General features: G+C 70.8%; 15 protein-coding genes, 1 tRNA gene and 1 pseudogene. 9 read left to right on the forward strand and 8 right to left on the reverse strand.

What is annotated here, in order from left to right:
- Positions 1-127 precede the first annotated feature (127 nt).
- The gene (gene yidC, locus P2H44_RS23365) at positions 128-1,927 is read right to left on the reverse strand and encodes a membrane protein insertase YidC (protein WP_275767559.1); all 1,800 of its coding nucleotides are present in this window, start codon (positions 1,925-1,927) and stop codon (positions 128-130) included.
- Between the two features lie 671 nt (positions 1,928-2,598).
- On the opposite strand from yidC, the pseudogene pgl reads away from it, so the two are divergent.
- Positions 2,599-3,294: pseudogene (pgl, locus tag P2H44_RS23370) on the forward strand (6-phosphogluconolactonase); the annotation flags it as partial.
- 60 nt (positions 3,295-3,354) lie between these two features.
- A complete protein-coding gene (gene pgi / locus P2H44_RS23375; protein WP_275767611.1) occupies positions 3,355-4,977 on the forward strand; it encodes a glucose-6-phosphate isomerase in 1,623 nt (540 codons plus the stop codon).
- Positions 4,978-5,026: 49 nt separating this feature from the next.
- Here pgi and P2H44_RS23380 read toward each other — a convergent pair whose 3' ends face one another.
- The 7 genes from P2H44_RS23380 to P2H44_RS23410 form a co-directional block, all read right to left on the reverse strand.
- Entirely contained in the window at positions 5,027-6,163 is a 1,137-nt protein-coding gene (locus P2H44_RS23380) for an iron-containing alcohol dehydrogenase (protein ID WP_275767613.1), read from the reverse strand.
- Between the two features lie 146 nt (positions 6,164-6,309).
- Positions 6,310-8,031: an ABC transporter substrate-binding protein gene (locus P2H44_RS23385; RefSeq protein WP_275767561.1), complete on the reverse strand. Its 1,722-nt coding sequence runs from the start codon at positions 8,029-8,031 to the stop codon at positions 6,310-6,312.
- Positions 8,032-8,119: 88 nt separating this feature from the next.
- The gene (locus tag P2H44_RS23390) at positions 8,120-8,392 is read right to left on the reverse strand and encodes a DUF2160 domain-containing protein (RefSeq protein WP_275767588.1); all 273 of its coding nucleotides are present in this window, start codon (positions 8,390-8,392) and stop codon (positions 8,120-8,122) included.
- A 13-nt stretch (positions 8,393-8,405) separates the two neighbouring features.
- Complete coding sequence (locus P2H44_RS23395) at positions 8,406-9,203, reverse strand: carbohydrate ABC transporter permease (protein WP_275767590.1); 798 nt, start codon at positions 9,201-9,203, stop codon at positions 8,406-8,408.
- Entirely contained in the window at positions 9,200-10,075 is an 876-nt protein-coding gene (locus P2H44_RS23400; protein ID WP_275767592.1) for a carbohydrate ABC transporter permease, read from the reverse strand. The genes P2H44_RS23395 and P2H44_RS23400 overlap by 4 nt, the downstream gene beginning before the upstream one ends.
- Positions 10,075-11,166, reverse strand: a complete 1,092-nt coding sequence (locus tag P2H44_RS23405) for an ABC transporter ATP-binding protein (protein WP_275767594.1) — start codon at positions 11,164-11,166, stop codon at positions 10,075-10,077. The genes P2H44_RS23400 and P2H44_RS23405 overlap by 1 nt, the downstream gene beginning before the upstream one ends.
- A gap of 11 nt (positions 11,167-11,177) precedes the next feature.
- Complete coding sequence (locus P2H44_RS23410; protein WP_275767596.1) at positions 11,178-12,266, reverse strand: ABC transporter ATP-binding protein; 1,089 nt, start codon at positions 12,264-12,266, stop codon at positions 11,178-11,180.
- Between the two features lie 332 nt (positions 12,267-12,598).
- On the opposite strand from P2H44_RS23410, the gene P2H44_RS23415 reads away from it, so the two are divergent.
- From P2H44_RS23415 to P2H44_RS23445, 7 genes are all read left to right on the forward strand, one after another.
- Entirely contained in the window at positions 12,599-13,402 is an 804-nt protein-coding gene (locus P2H44_RS23415) for a DeoR/GlpR family DNA-binding transcription regulator (protein WP_275767615.1), read from the forward strand.
- Positions 13,403-13,538: 136 nt separating this feature from the next.
- Entirely contained in the window at positions 13,539-14,579 is a 1,041-nt protein-coding gene (locus P2H44_RS23420) for a siderophore-interacting protein (protein WP_275767598.1), read from the forward strand.
- Positions 14,580-14,732: 153 nt separating this feature from the next.
- Complete coding sequence (locus tag P2H44_RS23425; RefSeq protein WP_275767600.1) at positions 14,733-16,865, forward strand: TonB-dependent siderophore receptor; 2,133 nt, start codon at positions 14,733-14,735, stop codon at positions 16,863-16,865.
- 53 nt (positions 16,866-16,918) lie between these two features.
- Positions 16,919-18,094 (forward strand): MFS transporter, encoded by a 1,176-nt coding sequence (locus tag P2H44_RS23430; RefSeq protein ID WP_275767602.1) that lies wholly within the window; start codon positions 16,919-16,921, stop codon positions 18,092-18,094.
- 347 nt (positions 18,095-18,441) lie between these two features.
- Positions 18,442-18,531: transfer RNA gene (locus tag P2H44_RS23435), tRNA-Ser, on the forward strand.
- Positions 18,532-19,078: 547 nt separating this feature from the next.
- A complete protein-coding gene (locus P2H44_RS23440; protein ID WP_275767604.1) occupies positions 19,079-20,440 on the forward strand; it encodes an IS1182 family transposase in 1,362 nt (453 codons plus the stop codon).
- An 855-nt stretch (positions 20,441-21,295) separates the two neighbouring features.
- Positions 21,296-21,553 (forward strand): hypothetical protein, encoded by a 258-nt coding sequence (locus P2H44_RS23445; protein ID WP_275767606.1) that lies wholly within the window; start codon positions 21,296-21,298, stop codon positions 21,551-21,553.
- Positions 21,554-21,672: the final 119 nt, after the last annotated feature.

Genomic DNA, 21,672 nt, shown 5'->3' on the forward strand with positions numbered 1-21,672 from the left:
ACATGACGCGGCGCGGCGCCCGCGTCATCCCTTTCGGACCGGCGCCGCCTGCGATGAAAACGGCCGCGCGTCGGGGGACGCGCGGCCGCGGTCGTGTCTCGCCTGCGAAGCGAGGGGCGGAGGGCCGTCAGCCCTCGGCCTTCTTCTTTCGCTTGAAGCTTTTCTTCACGTTGCCCAGCACGTCCACGTCGACGCCCTGGCTGCGCATGATGATGTACTGCTGGGTGAAGGTGATCGTGTTGTTGGCCACCCAGTAGATCACCAGGCCCGAGGCGAAGCTGCCCAGCATGAACATGAACACCCAGGGCATCCAGGCGAAGATCATCGCCTGGGTCTTGTCCGCGGGCATCGGGTTCAGCTTCTGCTGGAGCCACATGGTGATGCCCAGCAGGATCGGGAACACGCCGATCGAGACGATGCCCAGCATCGAGCTGTGGTCCGGCGCGGCCCAGGGCAGCGCCCCGAAGAGGTTCATCCACGAGGTCGGATCCGGCGCCGAGAGGTCCTGGATCCACAGCATGAACGGCGCGTGCCGCATCTCGAGCGTGACGAACAGCACCTTGTAGAGCGAGAAGAAGATCGGGATCTGCAGGATGATCGGCAGGCAGCCCGCGGCGGGATTGGCTTTCTCCCGCTTGTAGAGGGCCATCATCTCCTGCTGCATCTTCACGCGGTCGTCGCCCACGCGCTCCTTGATCTTCTCCATCTCCGGCTGGAGCTTCTTCATCTTCGACATGCTGACGTACGACTTGTAGGCCAGCGGGAAGAGCACGAGCTTCACCACGAAGGTCATGGCGATGATCGACCAGCCCATGTTGCCGATCAGCCCCTCGAAGAACAGCAGCATCTGGGCGAAGGGCTTGGTCAGGAAGAAGAACCAGCCCCAGTCGATGGCGTCGACGAAGCGCGGGATGCCCGCGTCCTCGTAGGCCTCGATGGTCTTGAGCTCCTTCGCGCCGGCGAACAGCTTGGTCTCGATCGAGGCGGTGGCGCCGGGGGCGACGGCCTGCACGGGCAGGCGCATCTCGGTGCGGTACTCGGACCCGTCGGGACGGGCGACGTACTTGAAGACCGCGTCGAAGGGCTGGCCCGTCTCGGCGATCAGGGTGGTCATCCAGTACTTGTCGGTGAAGCCCAGCCAGCCGGCCTCGGTCACCGGGATCACCTCCTGGCGCACGCCGGGGCCGCCGGAGCCCTCGAGATCCTGCAGGTCGTCGTAGTCGAGCTCGTTGAGCACGCCGTCGAACTTGCCCAGCGCGCCCTCGTGCAGGATGTAGAAGTTCACCGTCTCGGGCTCGCCCCGGCGCACCACGTAGGCGTAGGGCGCGAGGGAGACCTCGGCGTCGGAGGTGTTCTGGACGCTCTGCGCGACGGTGAACATGTAGTTGTCGTCGAGCGAGAGGGTGCGGCGGAAGATCTGCCCCTGCCCGTTGTCCCAGGCCAGCGTGATCGGGGAGGTCGGGGTCAGGGTCTCGCCCTTCTCCAGCGTCCACTCGGTGTTGGGGCCGGGGGTGGGGACCGGGGTCTCGGCCGTGGGCAGCCAGCCGTAGACGGCCAGGAACGGATGCGGCGTGCCCAGCGGGGCCAGCAGCGTGACGGTCGGCGAGCTGTCGTCGATCGTCTCGTGATAGTCGTCGAGCTTGAGCTCGTCGATGCGCCCGCCGCGCAGCGAGATCGACCCGGTCACCCGGTCGCTGTCGATCTTCACGCGCGGGGCGTCGGCGGCGGCGGCGGACGCCTCCGTCGCGCCGCCGGTCGCGGTTCCGCCGGCGGGCGTCTGCGCCGGGGCGCCGCTTTCGGTCGAGGAGACCTGAGCGGGCGCGTCTTGGGGCTGCTCGACCGGCGTCGGTGGGAACAGCACGAACCAGACCGCGACCACCACGAAGCTCAGCACCGCGGCGATGAGCATGTTCTTCTGTTCGTTCATCCAGGGCTCCCGGACGCGCAATTCGGAGTCGGCCGCCTTGAACCTGCCGCGACGGGGAAGGTCAAGGCGTTTCGGGGACGCGGCACGGCGCCATGCCGCCGACCTCGCCGACCGAGCGGGTCGACGCGGACCGGTGGGTCCCGACCCGCGATGGGCGCGGGACGGGGGGTCAATGGCGCCCCGGGGCCGCCGACGCAAGCCCTCGCGCGTCGTCGGGGGCGGGGCGGAGGCGCCGGGCCGGCGGGGTTCCGCGCGCGCCGGAGCCATGCGGAGGCCCGGTATCACCCGGACCTGCCGCGTCCGCGCCGGTCCGCGGGAGCCGCGCCTGCGGCATCGGCGCGGGCCGCGGCGCAGCGTCGGTTCGCCCCGCCCCCGCGACGGGGGCGCGCCTTGACGCAGGAGACGCCCGCCGCGAGAATCCCTGCGACTGAGCCGCGCCCTGGGGGGGAGCGGCCGGAAGGAGCGTACGCGATGGTTCCTCGCCGCCCGCGCGGACCGTCTTGTCCCGGCCCCCGGGCCGCGGACCCGATGCGGACCCCGACGCCCGGCCTCGCGCCGGCCCCGGGACCGGAGGTCGTCGCCGTCCGGCGCCCTGAGCCCTGCGCCCGGCCCCCCGTCGTCCTGGCCCGCCTCGTCTCGGCCCGCCGCGCCCCGATCCCGGTCTCGCCGCGATGAGCGCCGATCTCGTCGCCGCCCCGCCCCCGCTCTACGAGCTGCGCCGCTTCCGCGATGCCGAGCAGCTCGCCGAGGTCGCCGCCGACCGCATCGCCGAGATCCTGAAGGCCGCCGTCGCGAAGCGCGGCCGCGCGGTCGCCGCCGTCTCGGGCGGGGCGACGCCGCAGCGGACCTACGCGCGGCTGGCGCGGGCCGATCTCGACTGGTCGCGGGTGGCGCTGACGCTGGTCGAGGACCGCTGGGCGCCGCCGTCGGACCCGACCTCGACGCGCAACATCCTCGACCTGTGCCTGTTCATGGACAGCCGGGCGCGGGGGGCGCGGTTCTCGCCCCTCTACACCGGCCATCCCACGCCCGAGGCCGGCCTGCCCGAGGCCGAGGCCCGCCTGCGCCGGCTGGGGCGGCCCTTCGACCTGGTGGTGCTGGGCTTCGGCCCTGACGGCCATGTCGCGGCGCTGCATCCGGGGGCCGAGGGGCTGGCCGGGGCGCTCGATCCCGACGGCGCCGCCCTGCTGGCGGCGATCCGCGCGCCGGGCCGGGGCGGGCCGCGCGTCACCCTGACGCTTTCGGCGATCCTGCAGGCGCGGCGCATCCTGCTATTGTTCTCGGGACCGGCCAAGTCGCGCGCCTTCGCCCGCGCGCTCGAGCCCGGGCCGGTCGACGAAATGCCGATCCGCGCCATCCTCCGCCAGCGGCGCACGCCGGTCGAGGTTCTGTGCGCGCCAACCGATGGAGCCGACGTGACCACTCCGATCGACGCGGCCTGGAAGGCCGTAGAGACCGCCCGCGACCGCCTGGCCGGGCGTCGCATCGCGGACCTGTTCGCCGCCGACCCGACGCGGTTCGAGACGCTGTCGGCCCGGCTCGACGACATGCTGCTGGATCTTTCCAAGACCGGGCTCGACAAGGGCGCGCTGGGGGCGCTGGCGGGCCTCGCCCGGGCGGCGGGGGTCGAGCAGCTGCGCGACGCGATGTTCGCGGGCGAGCCGATCAACGCGACCGAAGGCCGGGCGGTGCTGCACACGGCGCTGCGCGCCGCCCCCGGAGAGCGCTTCGCCGCCGAGGGCCAGGACGTGATGCCCGAGGTGCTGGAGGTGCGCGAGCGCTGCCTCGCCTTCGCCGAGGCGGTGCGGACGGGCGAGTACGCCTCGGTCTCCGGCAAGCCCTTCACCGACGTGGTGAACATCGGCATCGGCGGCTCGGACCTCGGGCCGGTGATGGCGGTGGCGGCGCTCGCGCCCGTGCATGACGGGCCGCGGTGCCATTTCGTCTCGAACGTGGACGGGGCGCATGTGCACGACGTGCTGGCGGAGCTGGATCCGCAGACGACGCTGGTGCTGATCGCCTCGAAGACCTTCACCACCATCGAGACGATGACCAACGCCCATACCGCCCGGGCCTGGATGGAGCAGGCGATCGGCGACCGCGCGGCGGCGCATTTCGCCGCGCTCTCCACCGCGCTGGACGAGGTGGGCAGGTTCGGGATCGACGAGAGCCGGACCTTCGGCTTCTGGGACTGGGTCGGCGGGCGCTATTCGCTGTGGTCGGCCATCGGGCTGAGCCTGATGATCGCCATCGGGCGCGAGGACTTCGAGGCGTTCCTCGCCGGCGGCCGGGCGATGGACGCGCATTTCCGCGAGGCCCCGCTGGAGGAGAACCTGCCGGTGCTGCTGGCGCTGGCGGGCGTGTGGCACCGCGATGCGCTGGGCCTGCCGAGCCGGGCCGTGATCCCCTACGACCAGCGCCTGCTGCGGCTGCCGGCCTACCTCCAGCAGCTCGACATGGAATCGAACGGCAAGACCGCGCGCCTGCGCGACGGCCTGGCGGGCGAGACCGGGCCCGTGGTCTGGGGCGAGCCCGGGACCAACGGCCAGCACGCCTTCTTCCAGCTCCTCCACCAGGGCACCACGGTGATCCCGGTGGAGTTCCTTGTGGCCGCGCAGGGCTGGGAGCCGGAGCTCGCCCATCACCACACCCTGCTGCTGGCGAACTGCCTCGCGCAGTCCGAGGCGCTGATGGCCGGGCGGTCGGAGGCCGAGGCCTACGAGATGATGATCGCCGATGGCAAGCCGGAGGCGGAGGCCCGCCGCCTCGCCCCCCACCGCGCCTTCGCGGGGGACCGCCCCTCGACCACCCTGCTCTACCGGCGGCTCGACCCGTTCACCCTGGGCCGGATCGTGGCGCTTTACGAACACCGGGTGTTCGTGGAGGGGGCGATCTGGGGGGTGAACAGCTTCGACCAGTGGGGGGTGGAGCTGGGCAAGACCCTGGCCAAGGCGCTGGAGCCGATGGTGACGGGCGAGGCCTCGGCCGAGAACAAGGACGGCTCCACCGCCGGCCTGATCGCCGCCATCCACGCCCTGCGCGAGGGCTGAGAGGGGGGCCGAGCGCCCCCCGATTTCCCCGGCGGCCCCGCGCCCCCGCTCAGGCGGCGGCGGCGAGAAGGCGTTCGAGGTCGGCGGTCTCGAGCGTCGCGGGATTCGCCTTCATCGAAGAGGAGGCGAAGGCGGCCTCGGCGGCGGCGCGATGCTCGTCGGGCGAAAGGCCCATGGCGGCGAGGCCGGGCAGGCCCTGCGCGCGGCTCCACTCGGCCAGCGCGTCGAAGGCCGCCTCCGGGGCCACGTCGAGGGCCTGCGCCACGCAGGCGCGCACGGCGGCGATGCGGCGGGCGGGCTCGCCCGTCGCGCGCTCGGCGTTGAGCGCGAGGCCGAAGGGCAGCAGGCGGCCGCAGATCGCGCCGTGGGGCGCCCCCGTCAGCCCGCCCAGCACGCCGGCGAGGCCGTGGACCACGCCCAGCCCCGCGTTGGCGAGCGCGAGGCCTCCGCAGAGCGCCACCCAGGCCATCTCGTCCCGCGCGCCGGGATCCTCGCCCTGCGAGAGGCGGATGAGGGCCGCGAGGCCGCGGGGAATCGCGGGCGCGCACAGCGCGTCGGTGAAGGGCGTGGCGCGCGAGCAGATCCACGGCTCGACCACCTGCGTGATCGCGTCGAGGCCGGAGGCGAGCGTCGTCTCCCACGGGCAGCCGTCGGCCAGCGCCGGGTCGACCAGCGCCAGCCGCGGCAGCATCCGCGCGTCGCGCAGCGAGACCTTGCGGCGATGCTCGGGCACGTCGATGACCGCGTTGCGCGTGGCCTCGGCCCCCGCGCCGGCGGTGGTCGGCAGGGCCACGAAGGGCAAGGGCGCGGCCGGCAGGGGGCGGCCCTCGCCCACCACCTCGAGATAGCGCAGCGGCGGGCCGTCGGCGGTGGCGAGCGCGGCGGCGGCCTTGCCGAGGTCGATGGCGGCGCCCCCGCCCAGCGCCACGACGACCTCCGCCCCGCGCGCGGCCTCGGCGGCCTCGGTCGCGGCCTGGAGGGTGGGCTCGCCGGCGGAGGCGATCTCCTCGACCGTGCAGCCCTGCGCCTCCAGCGCCGCGCGCAGCCAGGCGGCGCGCTCGGGCGAGCGGCCGCGCACGAGCAGCACCCGGCGGCCGAAGGCGGCGATGCGGGGCGCGGCCTCGGCGGCGGCGCGCCCGCGGCCGAAGACGATCTCGGCGGGGCCGGCGAAGCCGAAGGGCGGCAGGGACATGGCGGGATCTCCGAAGACGGGCGCGGGCCGGGCGGGGCCCGCGCGAAACGCGGCGCGGCGCGACCGGGGGGCCGCGCCGCGCGAAGGATCGCATCCGGCCGGGTCCGGGGGAAAGCCCCCCGGGCCGCGGCCGGCGGCGGTCAGTTGTTCCAGGACTTGATCAGCTCGTCATAGGCGATCGTCTTGGGCTCCTCGTCCTCGTTCTCCAGCTTCGCCTTGGGCGAGCCTTCCATCGAGAGCCACTCCTGGGGGTCCTTCTCCTCGTTGAGCTTGGGACCGATGTCGCCCTGGACGCCGGCGCGCTCGAGCCGGGCCATGACCTTCTCCTGCGCCTCGCAGAGGGAATCGAGCGCCTCCTGCGCCGACTTGGCCCCCGACATGGCGTCGCCGATGTTCTGCCACCACAGCTGCGCCAGCTTGGGGTAGTCGGGCACGTTGGTGCCGGTCGGCGACCAGGCCACGCGCGCCGGCGAGCGGTAGAACTCGACGAGACCGCCCAGCTTGTCCGCCCGCTCGGAGAAGTGGTCCGAGTTGATGGTGGACTCGCGGATGAAGGTCAGGCCCACGTCGGACTTCTTCACGTCCACGGTCTTGGAGGTGACGAACTGGGCGTAGAGCCAGGCCGCCTTGGCGCGGTCGACGGGGGTGGACTTCATCAGCGTCCAGGAACCCACGTCCTGGTAGCCGATCTTGGTCCCCTCCTCCCAGTAGACGCCGTGCGGCGAGGGGGCCATGCGCCACTTGGGCGTGCCGTCCTCGTTCATCACCGGCAGGTCGGGCTTGACCGCGTCGGCGGTGAAGGCGGTGTACCAGAACATCTGCTGGGCGATGGCGCCCTGCCCCGGGATCGGGCCGGCCTCGGAGAAGGTCATGCCGGCGGCGGCGGGGGGCGAGTACTTCTGGAGCCACTCGATGGCCTTGGTCACGGCGTAGACCGCGGCGGGGCCGTTGGTGGCGCCGCCGCGCGCGACGCACGAGCCGACGGGGCGGGAGTTCTCGTCCACCCGGATGCCCCATTCGTCGACCGGCAGGCCGTTGGGCTCGCCCTTCGAGCCGACGCCGGCCATGGACAGCCACGCGTCGGTGTAGCGCCAGCCGAGCGACGGGTCCTTCTTGCCGTAGTCCATGTTGCCGTAGACTTCGCCGGTCACGCCCAAGTGGCTGAGGTCGCGGCCGGTGAAGAACTCGGCGATGTCCTCGTAGGCGGACCAGTTCACGGGTACGCCGAGGTCATAGCCGTACTTGGCCTTGAAGTCGGCCTTGTTCTTCTCGTCGTTGAACCAGTCGTAGCGGAACCAGTAGAGGTTCGCGAACTGCTGGTCGGGAAGCTGGTAGAGCTTGCCGTCCGGCGCGGTGGTGAACTGGGTGCCGATGAAGTCCTCGAGGTCGAGGGTCGGCGAGGTGACGTCCGCGCCCTCGCCCGCCATCCAGTCGGTGAGGTTGCGCACCTGCTGGTAGCGCCAGTGGGTGCCGATGAGGTCGGAGTCGTTGACGTAGCCGTCGTAGATGTTCTCGCCCGACTGCATCTGCGTCTGCAGCTTCTCGACCACGTCGCCCTCGCCGATCAGGTCGTGGGTGACCGTGATCCCGGTGATCTTCGAGAAGGCGGGGGCGAGGACCTTGGATTCGTACTCGTGGGTGGTGATCGTCTCGGACACCACCTTGATCTCCATGCCCGCGAAGGGCTTGGCGGCGTCGACGAACCACTGCATCTCGGCTTCCTGGTCGGCGCGCGAGAGCGTGGACATGTCCCCGATCTCGGCGTCGAGGAAGGCGCGCGCGGCGTCCATGTCCGCGAAGGCGGGTCCTGCGGCCGCAAGCGCGAGCGCGAGCGCCGTGGACGTTCTCAGCATCAAGCTCATGTTGTCCTCCCTGGTGAGCTTCTGGTCTTTTGGGGGGCGCGGGCCCCGTGGGGCCCGGCGCGAAGGTCGCGCGGGGTCGGACCGGCGGTCAGACCCAGCGGAAGACGGCGGCGGCCCAGACGAGGCTGAGCGCGAGGCCCCACCACTGCGTGGCGTCGGCGAGGCCGAGCCAGGCGAGGTTGATGAAGGCCGAGCCGAGCAGCGTGATGAACAGCCGGTCGCCGCGGGTGGTCTCGATCCGGAGCACGCCCATGCGGGGCGTCTCGGGGTAGCGGATCGCGAGGATCGTGAAGACGATCAGCAGCGCCGCGATGACCGCGAAGAAGGCCGCCGTGGGCCAGGTCCATGCCATCCAGGCCATTGCAGACCCTCCCTCAGACGCGGCCCAGGGCGAAGCCCTTGGCGATGTAGTTGCGCACGAACCAGATCACGAGCGCGCCGGGCACGATGGTCAGCATCCCCGCCGCGGCCAGCACGCCCCAGTCCATGCCTGAGGCCGAGACGGTGCGGGTCATCGTGGCCGCGATCGGCTTCGCGTCGACCGAGGTCAGCGTGCGCGAGAGCAGCAGCTCCACCCACGAGAACATGAAGCAGAAGAAGGCGGCGACGCCGATTCCGCTCGCGATCAGGGGCATGAAGATGCGCACGAAGAATCGCCCGAAGGAGTAGCCGTCGATATAGGCGGTCTCGTCGATCTCGCGGGGCACGCCGCGCATGAAGCCCTCGAGGATCCAGACCGCCAGCGGCACGTTGAACAGGCAGTGCGCCAGCGCCACGGCGATGTGCGTGTCGAAGAGGCCGACGGACGAGTAGAGCTGGAAGAACGGCAGGGCGAAGACCGCGGGCGGCGCCATGCGGTTGGTCAGCAGCCAGAAGAACAGGTGCTTGTCGCCCATGAAGCTGTAGCGGGAGAAGGCGTAGGCCGCAGGCAGCGCCACCGCCACCGAGATCACCGTGTTCATCACCACGTAGATCAACGAGTTGACGTAGCCCATGTACCAGGAGGGATCGGTGAGGATCACCTCGTAGTTCCGCAGCGTCGGCGCCTGCGGCCAGAGCGACAGGGTGTTGAGGATCTCGGTGTTCGTCTTCAGGCTCATGTTGAAGAGCCAGTAGATCGGCAGCAGCAGGAACAGGAGATAGAGGATCATCACGATTGCGGAACGGTTCATTTCGGGCCCTCCGCTTTGTCGAGATTGGTCATCACCGTGTAGAACACCCAGGAGATCAGCAGGATTACCAGGAAGTACATGATCGAGAACGCCGCCGCGGGGCCGAGGTCGAACTGGCCGAGCGCCATCTTCACCAGGTCGATGGACAGGAACGTGGTGGCGTTGCCCGGGCCGCCGCCGGTGACGACGAAGGGCTCGGTGTAGATCATGAAGCTGTCCATGAAGCGCAGCAGGATCGCGATCATCAGCACGCCGCGCATCTTCGGCAGCTCGATGTAGCGGAACACCTTCCAGCGGCTCGCCTGGTCGATGCGCGCCGCCTGGTAGTAGGCGTCGGGGATCGAGCGCAGGCCGGCGTAGGCCAGCAGCGCCACCAGCGAGGTCCAGTGCCACACGTCCATGACGATGACCGTGGCCCAGGCCGAGACGATGTCCTGGGTGTAGTTGTAGTCGACCCCGAGGCTGTCCATCGTCGCCCCCAGCAGACCGATGTCGACGCGCCCGAAGATCTGCCAGATGGTGCCGACCACGTTCCACGGGATCAGCAGCGGCAGGGACATCAGCACGAGGCAGACCGAGGACCACACGCCCTTCTTGGGCATGTTCAGCGCCACGATCACGCCCAGCGGCACCTCGATCGCGAGCACCACGGCCGAGAACACGGCCTGCCGCTGGAGGGCCGCCCACATGCGGTCGCTGTCCAGCAGCTCGGAGAACCACTCCAGCCCGGCCCAGAAGAACTCGTTGTTTCCGAACGTGTCCTGGACCGAGTAGTTGACCACCGTCATCAGCGGGATGACGGCCGAGAAGGCGACCAGCGCCAGGACCGGCAGGACCAGGAACCAGGCGCGGTGGTTGACGGGCTTCTCCATCAGGCGGCCTCCCCCTCGGCGCGCTCGCCCTCGAGCAGCCAGTCGTCGCGGTAGACGTTCACGTGGTCGGGGTCGAAGACGACCCGGGTCATGTCGGCGCCGACGGGCTGGCTCTCGGGGATCACGACGTTGAGCTCCTGCCCCTCGAAGCGGGCACGCACGATGCGGTGGCGGCCCACGTCCTCGACCCGGTCGATGCTCACCGGCAGGCCCTCGTCGGCCGAGAGGCGCACGAACTCGGGCCGCACGCCGATGGCGACGCGGCCGTCGGGGCTCCCGTAGCCGCGGGCGAGCGGGATCTCGACGCCCGAGACATGGGCCCGCGCCCCCTCGACCCGGGCGGGCAGCACGTTCATGCCCGGCGAGCCGATGAAGTAGCCCACGAAGGTGTGGGCGGGGCGTTCGAACAGCACCTGCGGCGTGCCGATCTGCACCACCTGGCCCGCGTGCATCACCACCACCTTGTCGGCGAAGGTCAGCGCCTCGGTCTGGTCGTGGGTGACGTAGATCATCGTGTGGCCGAAGTCGTGGTGGAGCGACTTGAGCTGCGTGCGCAGGCGCCACTTCATGTGCGGGTCGATGACGGTCAGGGGCTCGTCGAACAGCAGCGCGTTCACGTCCTCGCGCACCATGCCGCGGCCCAGCGAGATCTTCTGCTTGGCGTCCGCGGTCAGCCCCTGCGCCTTGCGGTCGAGCTCGGCCTCCATCCCGATCATCTCGGCGACGGCGGCGACGCGTTGGGCGACGTAGGCCTTGTCCATGCCGCGGTTCTTCAGCGGGAAGGCTAGGTTCTCGCGCACCGTCATCGTGTCATAGACCACGGGGAACTGGAACACCTGGGCGATGTTGCGCTCGGCCGTCGGCGCGCGGGTCACGTCCTTGCCGTCGAACAGGATCCGCCCGCGCGAGGGCGTCAGAAGGCCGGAGATGATGTTGAGCAGCGTCGACTTCCCGCAGCCCGACGGGCCGAGGAGCGCGTAGGCCTCCCCGTCCGCCCAGTCGAGGTTCAGCGGGCGCAGGGCGTAGTCCTCGTCCCGCTGCGGATCGGGCATGTAGGCGTGGGCGAGATCGTCGAGGGTGATGCGGGCCATGGTCCTCTCCCTCAGGCGGCGGCGGCGTAGGCGGCGGGGGCGACCAGCGCGCCGTCCTCGGCGAAGACGTAGACGTGGGCGGGATCGAGCCAGACCGTCAGCGGCGCCCCGATCTCGAGCGGACGGACCCCGTGGATCAGGCCCACCCAGCGCTCGCCATGGTGGTCGAGATGCACGAAGGTCTCCGATCCGGTGATCTCGGCGACGGCGAGGTGGGTGGTGAAGCTCATCGCGTCGGCCACGTGGCGGTCGAGCTCGAGGTGGTTGGGCCGGAACCCCGCCAGGTAACGCCCGTCGGCGAGGCGCGAGAGCGGGCCCGCGGCGGGGACCGACTGGCCGTCGCCGAAGGCGAGCGCGCCGCCGGACTTGGTGACGGCGAGGAAGTTCATCGGCGGGTCGGAGAAGACCCGCGCCGTGGTCGCGTCCTGCGGGCGGCGGTAGACCTCGGGCGTGGGGCCGAACTGGGTGACGCGCCCCTCCCACAGAGTCGCGGTGGAGCCGCCGAGCAGCAGCGCCTCCTCCGGCTCGGTGGTGGCGTAGACGAAGATCGCGCCCGAGGCTTCGAAGATGCGCGGGATCTCGATCCTCAGCTCCTCGCGCAGCTTGTAGTCGAGGTTGGCGAGCGGCTCGTCGAGCAGCACCAGCCCTGCGTCCTTGACCAGCGCGCGGGCCAGCGCGCAGCGCTGCTGCTGGCCGCCGGAAAGCTCGAGCGGCCGGCGGTCGAGCATGGGGGTGAGCTTCATCATCTCCGCCACCTCGCCCACGCGCCTGCGGATCTCGTCCTTCGGGCGTCCCTGCAGGCGCAGGGGGGAGGCGATGTTCTCGAACACCGTCATCGCGGGGTAGTTGATGAACTGCTGGTAGACCATGGCGACGCCGCGGTCCTGGACCCGGCGGCCGGTGACGTCCGCGCCCTCCCACAGCACGCGGCCCGCGTCGGGCGCGTCGAGCCCGGCCATCAGCCGCATCAGCGTGGTCTTGCCCGCCAGCGTCGGCCCCAGCAGCACGTTCATCGTGCCCCGCGCCAGCGTCAGGTCGGTGGGGTGGATGTGAACCCGCCCGCCCACGGATTTCGAAACGCCCTCGAGCGTCAACGTCATGCGGCCGTACCTCCCGTCCCGGCGCGGGGCCGGGGTTCGCGGCGCCGTGGGCGCGCGCGTCGTCGTTTCGCGGGACGAGCGCCGACGCACGCGCTCGGTCGAGCGGCGCGGGCCGGGTTCGCCCCCTGGTTGGCATGACGAAAGCATCTCGCGGCGAACGGAGTCAAAGCTTCTCTTCGGATTTTTTCGGTTTCGGGCGTCCGCGCGCGTGTTGCAGCGCGTCAATTTTCATTTTGCGCGCGTTCGCGCCATGCCGCTTGCATTGACCGGCCAGATGGTCAAATTCGAAACTCCCCGAAGGCGCCCCGCGCGCCGAGACCAGGGAGGCGGCGCTGTCCCTTCGACACCACGAGATCCTGGAGATCGCCCGGCAGGAGGGGCGGGTCCTGGTCGACGACCTGTCGGCCCGGCTGGGCGTCAGCGCGCAGACCATCCGCCGCGACCTGGGCGAGCTGGCCGAGGAGGGGCGGCTGGAGCGGGTGCACGGCGGCGCGGTCCTGCCCTCGGGCGTGCGCAACATCGGCTACGACGAGCGGCGGGCGATGAACGGCGAGGCGAAGGCCGCGATCGCCGCCCGCTGCGCCTGCGCGATCCCCGAGGATTCGTCGTTGTTCCTGAGCATCGGCACCAGCGCCGAGGCGGTGGCCCGCGCCCTGCTGGGGCATCGCAACCTGCTGGTGGTGACCAACAACATCAACGTCGCCAACATCCTGTCGGAGAACCCGACCTGCGACGTGGTGGTGACCGGGGGGGCGCTGCGCCGCTCGGACGGCGGCCTTGTCGGGGAGATGACCCTGCAGGTGATCGAGCGCTTCAAGGTCGACGTGGCGGTGGTCGGCTGCTCGGCGCTGGACGAGGACGGGGACATCCTGGACTACGACGCGCAGGAGGTGGGGGCGAGCCGGCGGATCATCGCGCTGGCGCGGCGCACCTTCCTGGTCGCCGACCACGCCAAGCTCCAGCGCAGCGCGCCGGTGCGCATCGCCTCGCTGCGCGACGTCTCGGGCGTGTTCACCGACCGCCCCTTCCCGCCCCGGCTGACGCAGCTGTGCCGCGACTGGTCGACGGAGCTGGACGTGGCCTTCCCCCACGGCGCGCCGCCGGAGGCGGAGGCGCTGGACGAGCGCGGGATGTGAGGTCGCGCGGCCCGGCCGGTTGACCCGCGCGGCCGGCGCGTTTAATCGGACCCCAGGAACCGCAGCCAGCCCGTCGCCAGACCGACGGTTCCGCGCCACGTGGCGCCTGCCTGAATTCCTGACCTCCCGAGGTGTCATGACCGCACGCCTGACCGCCGGCGCCCGCGCCGATCTGTCGGAGCCCGCCGACGCCCTGCGCCGGCTGATCGAGGATTCCGTCGAGATGGAGCTGGGGCCGGAGCCGACCGAGGACGGCCGGCTGCGCCTGACGGGCGAGGGCTGGTCGGTCGAGGCCGCGGCCGGGCCGCAGGGCCTGTCGCTCCGGCTCGACGCCGTCGACGGCACGCTGATGCGCGGCGTGAAGGAGATGGCGATCCACCTGCTGGCGCGGGTCTCGCCCGAGGCGTCGGAGGCGCTGCGCTGGTCCGACGGCGCCGTGCCGGGCGCCCTGCCCGCGGACCTGCGGCTGTGGACCTGGCTGCGCCGCACGCCGGTCGCGCCGGGGCTCGACCGGCTGACCTTCGCGACCGAGGACGCCGCGCGCTATGCGGGCGAGGCGATGCACGTGCGCCTCCTGGCGCCGCCCTGCGACGGGCGCGCGGCCGAGTGGCCGCGCCAGAAGCCCAACGGCGGCTTCGCCTGGCCGGAGGGGGAGGCCGCGCTGGCCGCCCGCGTCTACACCGTGCGCCGCGCCCGACCGGAGCTGGGCGAGGTGGACGTGGACGTGGTCGACCACGGCCCCGACCTGCTGGCGGGCTGGGTCGCGCGGGCGCGCCCCGGCTGGCGGCTGGGGGCGCTGGGCCCCTCGGGCGGGCCGCCGCCCGACGACGGCCTCCTGATCGCGGGCGCCGACCTGTGCGCCCTGCCCGCGCTCGCCCGCCTGCTCGAGGCCGCGCCGAGGCGCCGCGGGATCGTCGTCGCCGCCGGCCCGGCGGAGGCGGCGGCCTATCTCGCCCCGCCCCCCGGCGTCGCGCTGCGCCTGATGCCCCCCGAGACCCCGGCCGAGGCGCTGGCGGAGGCCTATCTCGCCGCCGCGGCCGAGCTGAGCGGCGATCTCGCCCAGGCCCGCTGGTGGTTCGCGGCCGAGGCCGCGGGCGCGCGCCGCGCCCGCGCCGGCCTCGACGGCCGCGGCGTCGACCGTCGCCGGCGCGACTGCGTCGCCTACTGGCGCGCCTGACCCGTTCCGCCAGGTCCCGCGCGCCCTCCCCTTCCGGGAGGCGACGCGGCGCCCAGCCCCGTGCGCGCCGGACTGCGCGCCCATTTCCGATCAAAACCGTCGGTCTTCGGCCCCGCAGCGCCGGAGGCCGGCGTTGCAGAGGGACCCGAAGCCATGCCCGTTCGCCTCCATCCGCCCGCCCGCCTTTCCCTGCGCCGCGCGCTGCGCGCCGGCGCGGCGCCCCTGGCGCTCGTCGTCGCCGCGGCCTCTCCGGCGCCCCAGGGCCTGCGGGCGCAGACGGACGAGCCGGTGCGGCTGAGCCCGATCGTGGTGGAGAGCGAATCCGACTCCACCCTCCGGCAGGACGGCTACGTCGCCCAGGCGGGGCGGCAGGCGACGAAGGTGGACACGCCGATCCGGCTGATCCCGCAGGCCGTCTCGGTCGTCACCCAGGATCAGATCGAGGACCAGGCCCCGCGCACGCTGCTCGAGGCGCTGTCCTACACGGCGGGCGCGGGGGTGACGACCTTCGGCTACGACAGCCGCTACGACGCCTATTACATCCGCGGCTTCGCCGCCTACTACACCGGCATGTTCCGCGACGGGCTGCGGCTCTACAACGGCCCCTCCGCCTGGTTCCGCAACGAGCCCTACACGCTGGAGGGGGCGGCGGTGCTGAAAGGCCCGTCCTCCTCGCTCTACGGCGTCTCGGGGCCGGGCGGCCTGGTCAACATGGTCTCCAAGCGCCCCAAGGACGAGCCGTTCCGCGAGATCGAGGTGCTGGCAGGCACCGACGACCGCTACCAGGGCGCCGTCGACCTCTCCGGCCCCGTGCCGGGCTCCGGGACGCTGAGCTACCGGCTCACCGCCCTCGCGCGGACCGCGGACACGAGCTTCCCCGCCTTTCCCGACGACCGGCTGACCCTCGCCCCGGCCCTGACCTGGGAGATCACGCCCGACACCACGCTGACCCTGCTGGGCGAGTATACCGAGGCGACCGTGGGGGGCACGGCGTCCTACTACAATTCCTCCTACGGCGTCGCCTCGCGCATCCCCAGCGCCGACCCCGCCTGGAACGACTTCGACCAGACGCAGTGGCGTCTGGGCTGGGAGCTGGAGCATGAGCTGACCGACCAGGTCGTCCTGCGCCAGAAGGCCCGCTACGCGGACGTGGACGCGGACCTCCAGTATTCGGGCCTCTACGACTCAGGCGCGGGCGCGCTCGCGCGATACTGGGGGCGTTACGCCGAGACGATGTCCCAGTTCACCGTCGACACCCAGGCGCAGGTCGAGATCGCCACGGGCCCGGTCGACCACACGCTGCTGGCGGGGATCGACTACACCTGGGCGGAGTACGACGCAGCCTCGCTGGTCGACTACGCCTCGCTCGCCTCGATCCGGGCCTCGGCCCTGCCCTATGCGGGCGGGCAGGAGCAGAACCAGGTCGGCCTCTACCTGCACGACCAGGCGACGTGGCGCGACCTGACGGTGTTCCTCTCGGGCCGCTGGGACCATGTCGAGACCACCTCGATCGCCGCGACGCGCGCCGAGACCGACGCCACGGACGAGGCGCTCTCGGGCCGCATCGGGGTCAGCTACGACCTCGGGAACGGGCTTGCGCCCTACGCCAACCTCGCCACCTCCTTCTCCCCCAACATCGGGCTGGTCTACGAGCCGGTGACGGCGGCCGCGGGCGCGCCGGCGAGGCCGACCACGGCGCTGCAGAAGGAGGTCGGGATCAAGTACGCGATCCCGGGCACCAACAGCCTGCTGTCGACCGCCCTGTTCGACATCGCGCAGGAGGACGGGGTGGTCTTCGACGCCTCGACCGGCGTCAACCGGCAGGTGCAGCGCGACCTCCGCTCCCAGGGGGTGGAATTCGAGGCGGTGTCGAGCTTCGACAACGGCCTCAGCCTGATCGCCTCGTGGACGCATCTGCGCATGAAGATCGAGAAGGGCGCCGCGGGGACCGCGGGCAACGAGCTTTCGGCGACGCCCAACGACGTGGCGAACCTGTGGGTGCACTACGCCCCGCCCTCGGGCGCGCTGAAGGGCTTCGGCTTCGGGGCGGGCCTGCGCTACGTCGGCGAGAGCTGGGGCGACGACGCCAACAGCTTCCGCAACGACGACCGCGTCTACGTCGACCTGGCGGTCAGCTACGACCTTGGGCGGCTGGGGATCGAGGGGGCGCAGGCGCAGCTGAACGTGCGCAACCTGTTCGACGCGACCGACCAGACCTGCTCGGCCGGCTACTGCTACTGGGACGAAGGCCTGAGCGCGACCCTCGCCCTGCGCCACCGCTTCTGATGCGCGGCGCGCAGGCGGAGGGAGGGGGCGGCGCGCCGTCCTCTCCCTGGGGCGTGACGCTGGCGATCGGCGGCCTCTACGTCGGGCAGAGCGTGATCGGCGGGCTGACCTGGAGCGGCCTGCCCGCGGTGCTCAGGTCCCAGGGCCTGCCGCTGGAGCATGTGGGGCTGCTGTCGCTGCTGGTCCTGCCCTGGGCGCTGAAGTTCCTGTGGGCGCCGGCGGTGGAGCGGGTCCGCCTGCCGCCGGGACGGCCCGCGCGCTCGGGCGCCGTGGTGCTGGCGGTGGGGGCGGCGGCGGTCGCGGGCCTCGTCGCCGCGGGCTGGGTGGGGCCCGCGCCGCTGTGGGCCACGCTCGCCTGCCTGATGTGGGTGGCGCTGGCGACCTCGACGGTGGACATCGCCGTGGACGGCTACGCCGTGCAGACCCTGCGCGCGACCGAGCTGGGCTGGGGCAACGCCGCCCAGGTCGGCGGCGGCTACCTGGGCCATGCGCTGGGGGCGGGCGCGTTCCTGGCGGCGGTGGGTTGGATCGGCTGGGGACCGGCCGTGGGGCTCGCCGCCCTGGCCGTCAGCCTGCTGGCCGTCCCCTTCCTGCTGCGCGCCCGCCGGGGCGAGCCGGCGGGCGAGCCCGGCCCCCGCCCCTCGCTGCGCGCCGCTCTGGCGCGGGCGGAGGTGCGCCGGGGCCTCGCGCTCGCCGCGATCCAGGTGACGGCGCAGAAGACCGCGATGGGCCTGCTGGGCCCGTTCTTCATCGACCAGGGCTGGTCGCTGGCGCAGGTGGGCCTGCTGAACGGCGCCGGCGCGCTGGGGCTGGGGGTGGCGGGCGCGGGCCTGGGCGGCGCGCTGGTGCGCCGCTTCGGCATCCGCCGGGTGCTGATCGGCGCGGCGCTGGTGCAGGCGGGGGTGCTGGGGCTGATGGGCCTGCACGCGGCCTCCGGCCTGCTGCCCGTCGCGGCGCTGGCCGCGCTGGCGCTGGCGGGCGGGTCGCTGGTGATGGCGACGGGGTTCGTCGCGCTATACGCCCAGTTCATGGCCTGGTCCGCCCCCCGCCAGGCCGGCGTCGACTTCACCCTGTTCCAGAGCGCCGACGCCGCCGTCTCGATGCTGACGGGCCTCGCCGCCGGGGCGCTCGCCGGCGCGCTGGGCTGGGCCGGCTTCTTCTGGATCGCCGCCGCCCTGGCCCTGGCCGCGATCCCCGCGCTGCTCCGCGCGACCCGGGCGCAGGGATGAGGACGGCGCGCGGAGGCAGGCCCGCCGCCCGCCTCAGCACCGCCCCTGCAGGAGCCCGTTTCGGAGCGCTCCTCCCCCGGTCGATCCGCAGGCGCGGGCGCGCCGGCCCACCGGACCGCACGCCCGTCCGGATCGCGCCGCGCCCCCCCGGCGGCCGCCCGTTTCGCCTCGCCACCGTCCGGTCGTCGAAAAAACGCCGCCCGCCCGCCCGCAGCTCGCCCGGCCAGCGGCGACCGCCCCTCGATTTCACATTACGTTTCAGATCCTTAACCCGGCCTCTCCCGCCTCGGCGCCAGATATCGAATGAGCCTTGTAACTCGGTCGCCCGGACTGCTACACCCCTCCGCGGAGTGGTGGCCGAGTGGTCGAAGGCGCTCCCCTGCTAAGGGAGTAGACGGGGAACCGTCTCGAGGGTTCGAATCCCTTCCACTCCGCCACTCGCCCCGCGCGAACGGCGCTCAGAGATCCGGCTTCGGCCGGATTTTTTCGTTGGGGGCGAGGGTTATAGGGTTTCGGCCATTCACCGGCCTGGTTGCGGAAAAGCCCGAAAACGGTCTCTCGGGGCCGATATTCTCCGAACCTGTTGACTGCGCCGTTTTGGTGAAGAGCCTTCCAAGCCATTGAGATGCATCAGACTTCCCAAAGACGAAGCTGTTGACTTCGATCCGGGTGGCACCTGTGCGATCGGGCCTGAGATCCAACGTTCTCCGAGATGCCGACGGCTTTAAGCACAGTCCCCGCTATCGCCCGCGGCAGCGGTGCCCAGTGATGTCGGACGAGGACCGCCAGGCAGCGCCTCAGGACCAGCACGCTGCCTCGGCCTCAGTCGTTTCCAGTCGACGTCGATCGCTGCAATCGCAACTGGCGAGCGCAGTGATGGCAATCGGCAAGGCTGACGCTCACGGCCGATTTCGTTGAAAAAGGCGGCTTGCAGACCCTCGCCGGCGTTGATTCACTGATCCCGCGGCAGTGGAGGGCGGATCGATGATGGGCGAGCGGCAGGTCTTGCAAGCGAGCCTCTTCTACGAGTTCCGGCTGGAGGACCAGATCCCGGCCGACCATCTGATCCGGGCCATCGACCGTTTCGTCGACCTCTCCGATCTCCGTCGGCAGCTCGCGCCGTTCTACAGCTCCACGGGCCGCCCCTCGATCGACCCCGAGTTGATGATCCGGATGCTGCTGGTCGGCTATTGCTTCGGCATCCGCTCGGAGCGGCGGCTCTGCGAGGAGGTTCGACTGAACCTCGCCTTCCGCTGGTTCTGTCGTCTCGACCTGACCGACGCCGTCCCGGACCACTCGACCTTCTCGAAGAACCGGCACGGCCGCTTCCGCGACAGCGACCTGTTCCGCCGCCTGTTCGAGACCGTGCTGGCGCGCTGCATCGCCGAGGGTCTCGTCGGCGGCGAGGTGTTCGGCGTCGACGCCTCGCTGATCAAGGCCGACGCCAACCGCGAGGACGGGATCGAACCGAGCCGCTGGGCTCCCGATGACCATGCGGGCCGCGCCACATCGGAATACCTCGCGACGCTCGACGACGCGGCCTTCGGGGCGGCGACGGACGTTCCGCCCAAATACGTGTCGCCCGTCGACCCCGCGGCGCGCTGGTCCGCCGCCGACCGGGGCAAGGCGCATTTCCTCTATGCCGCCAACGACCTCGTCGACCTGGACAACGCCGTGATCGTGGACGTGGAGGCGACCGCGCCGATCCGGCAGGCCGAGAACCGGGCCGCGCGCGACATGATCGAGCGCACGATGGACCGCTTCGACCTCTACCCTGAGCGACTCGTCGCCGACACCGGCTACGGTTCGGCCGAGACGCTTGCCTGGCTGGTCCACGAGCACGGGATCGAGCCGCATATCCCGGTCGTCGACAAGTCGCGCAGGCGAGACGGCATCTTCAGTCGCGAGGACTTCGCCTACGACCTGCGCGAGGACGCCTATCGCTGTCCCGCCGGGAACTGGTTGCGCCAGTATCGCCGGCCCTTCAGCGCCCCGCGCAGCGGCGTCGATGAGGATGGGATGATGCGTTACCGGGCCCGCAAGGCGGACTGCGACGCCTGCGCCCTGAAGCCTCGATGCGCGCCGAAGGTGCCGGTCCGGAAGATCCTGCGCTCCATCCATGAAGGCGCGCGGGACCTGGCACGCCACATCGCCGAAACGGATGCCTACGCGGCGTCGATGCGTCAGCGGAAGAAGGTCGAGATGCTGTTCACGCATCTCAAGCGGATCCTGAAGCTAGATCGGCTGCGCCTGAGAGGACCGAACGGCGCCCGGGATGAATTCCACCTCGCCGCCACCGCCCAGAACCTCCGCAAGCTGGCCAAACTGGTCCCCGCGCCTGGGTGAGGACCAACTCGCCATCGTAGTGAGCTCCGCCGCGCCTCAGGTCCGAGGAGACTTTTTCAACGAAATCGGCCCAAACCAGCCGTTCATTCTGAAAGCGACCGCCGCAATGCAGCTTCCCCGAAGCGGAAGCTCCATGCTATTCGATAGTGACTGAATGGGTCGGAGTTCAATTGATGATAAAGCTTCCAGTGAAAGCTCTCCCGGCTAACGATTCTGGCCGCTTGCTAGTTCGCCTAAACAAAAGGTACCGGGCCGGCATTCCCCGCTACGGCATTGCGCAATTGACGAACGCTGAGAACTCCAAATCCGTAAAAGTCCTCGTTCTTGGGCATGACGATGAAACCGCCATCTTCATGCCGTACGACATTAGAGAAGCCCTCGGTGCCGACAAAGGTAGGGATCTCGAGTTCGCAGTCCAAAAGGTTGGATCGCTTGGCAAGATCGGATGGCTCCTTAATACCGCTGATCCGGCAGTTCACGTACCGGCATGGCTCGCGCTCACATCTGTGTTCTTGGGTGCCGTAGGGGTCGCTATTGCCCTTTGTCAATGACAGCCCTGATCTGCCTTTCACTGACGGTCAGTATGCTACGCTCGCAGCCCGCATCGCCGCCGTTCGCTGCACATGCTCGGACTCGGCGGAGGCCGATTTCTGGACCGCGGAACAGACCTACCGTGCTTGGATGCTGCGGCTGCAACCGCCGTAACCGACATCAGTTGCCGACCCAACGATGGCGTTAACCAACCTTCTGCGACCCTTGCTAGCGGTTGGAGTAATTCTTTCGCCTGACTAAGATGACCCAAAAAAACGGTTTGGATAGTAAACGGCCTTGCGGGGATGGGGACGGATTGAAACGATGAACTCTACCAGGCAACTCGATATAAACCTTGAAGCGCTGATCACTCATGCGGCGACACCCACAGGGATAGTTGAAGCCTTGAGTAAACCAAGCGGCAGTCGGTTCTATCGCTGCGCGTTCCAAGTAAATCCGTACGATTATGGACGGCGTCACGCAAAGGACGCAGGGTTTCTGTCAGAGAGCGACTACAACGACGCGATGGCGAAGGCTTGCCGCGATAACGGCATCCAGATCGTCGCAATCACAGATCACTGAACCGCTCCGGGTCTGCCGGAGGCCGATGTTCGTTAGCTACGCGGCCACATCGCGCGTTTCCAGCGCAGCGTGGAATGCGGCTTCGGCTTCTGCGGGCGGCACATTGCCTATGGGCTCGA

This window comes from Albimonas marina (assembly GCF_029223255.1).
Taxonomy (GTDB): domain Bacteria; phylum Pseudomonadota; class Alphaproteobacteria; order Rhodobacterales; family Rhodobacteraceae; genus Albimonas.

Excerpts from the sequence above, each read along its gene's own strand:
- P2H44_RS23425 (WP_275767600.1), top strand. The coding sequence starts at position 14,733 with ATGCCCGTTCGCCTCCATCCGCCCGCCCGCCTTTCCCTGCGCCGCGCG.
- yidC (WP_275767559.1), bottom strand. The coding sequence starts at position 1,927 with ATGAACGAACAGAAGAACATGCTCATCGCCGCGGTGCTGAGCTTCGTG.
- P2H44_RS23420 (WP_275767598.1), top strand. The coding sequence starts at position 13,539 with ATGACCGCACGCCTGACCGCCGGCGCCCGCGCCGATCTGTCGGAGCCC.
- P2H44_RS23400 (WP_275767592.1), bottom strand. The coding sequence starts at position 10,075 with ATGGAGAAGCCCGTCAACCACCGCGCCTGGTTCCTGGTCCTGCCGGTC.
- P2H44_RS23440 (WP_275767604.1), top strand. The coding sequence starts at position 19,079 with ATGATGGGCGAGCGGCAGGTCTTGCAAGCGAGCCTCTTCTACGAGTTC.
- P2H44_RS23390 (WP_275767588.1), bottom strand. The coding sequence starts at position 8,392 with ATGGCCTGGATGGCATGGACCTGGCCCACGGCGGCCTTCTTCGCGGTC.
- P2H44_RS23385 (WP_275767561.1), bottom strand. The coding sequence starts at position 8,031 with ATGAGCTTGATGCTGAGAACGTCCACGGCGCTCGCGCTCGCGCTTGCG.
- P2H44_RS23445 (WP_275767606.1), top strand. The coding sequence starts at position 21,296 with ATGAACTCTACCAGGCAACTCGATATAAACCTTGAAGCGCTGATCACT.
- P2H44_RS23395 (WP_275767590.1), bottom strand. The coding sequence starts at position 9,203 with ATGAACCGTTCCGCAATCGTGATGATCCTCTATCTCCTGTTCCTGCTG.
- P2H44_RS23405 (WP_275767594.1), bottom strand. The coding sequence starts at position 11,166 with ATGGCCCGCATCACCCTCGACGATCTCGCCCACGCCTACATGCCCGAT.
- P2H44_RS23410 (WP_275767596.1), bottom strand. The coding sequence starts at position 12,266 with ATGACGTTGACGCTCGAGGGCGTTTCGAAATCCGTGGGCGGGCGGGTT.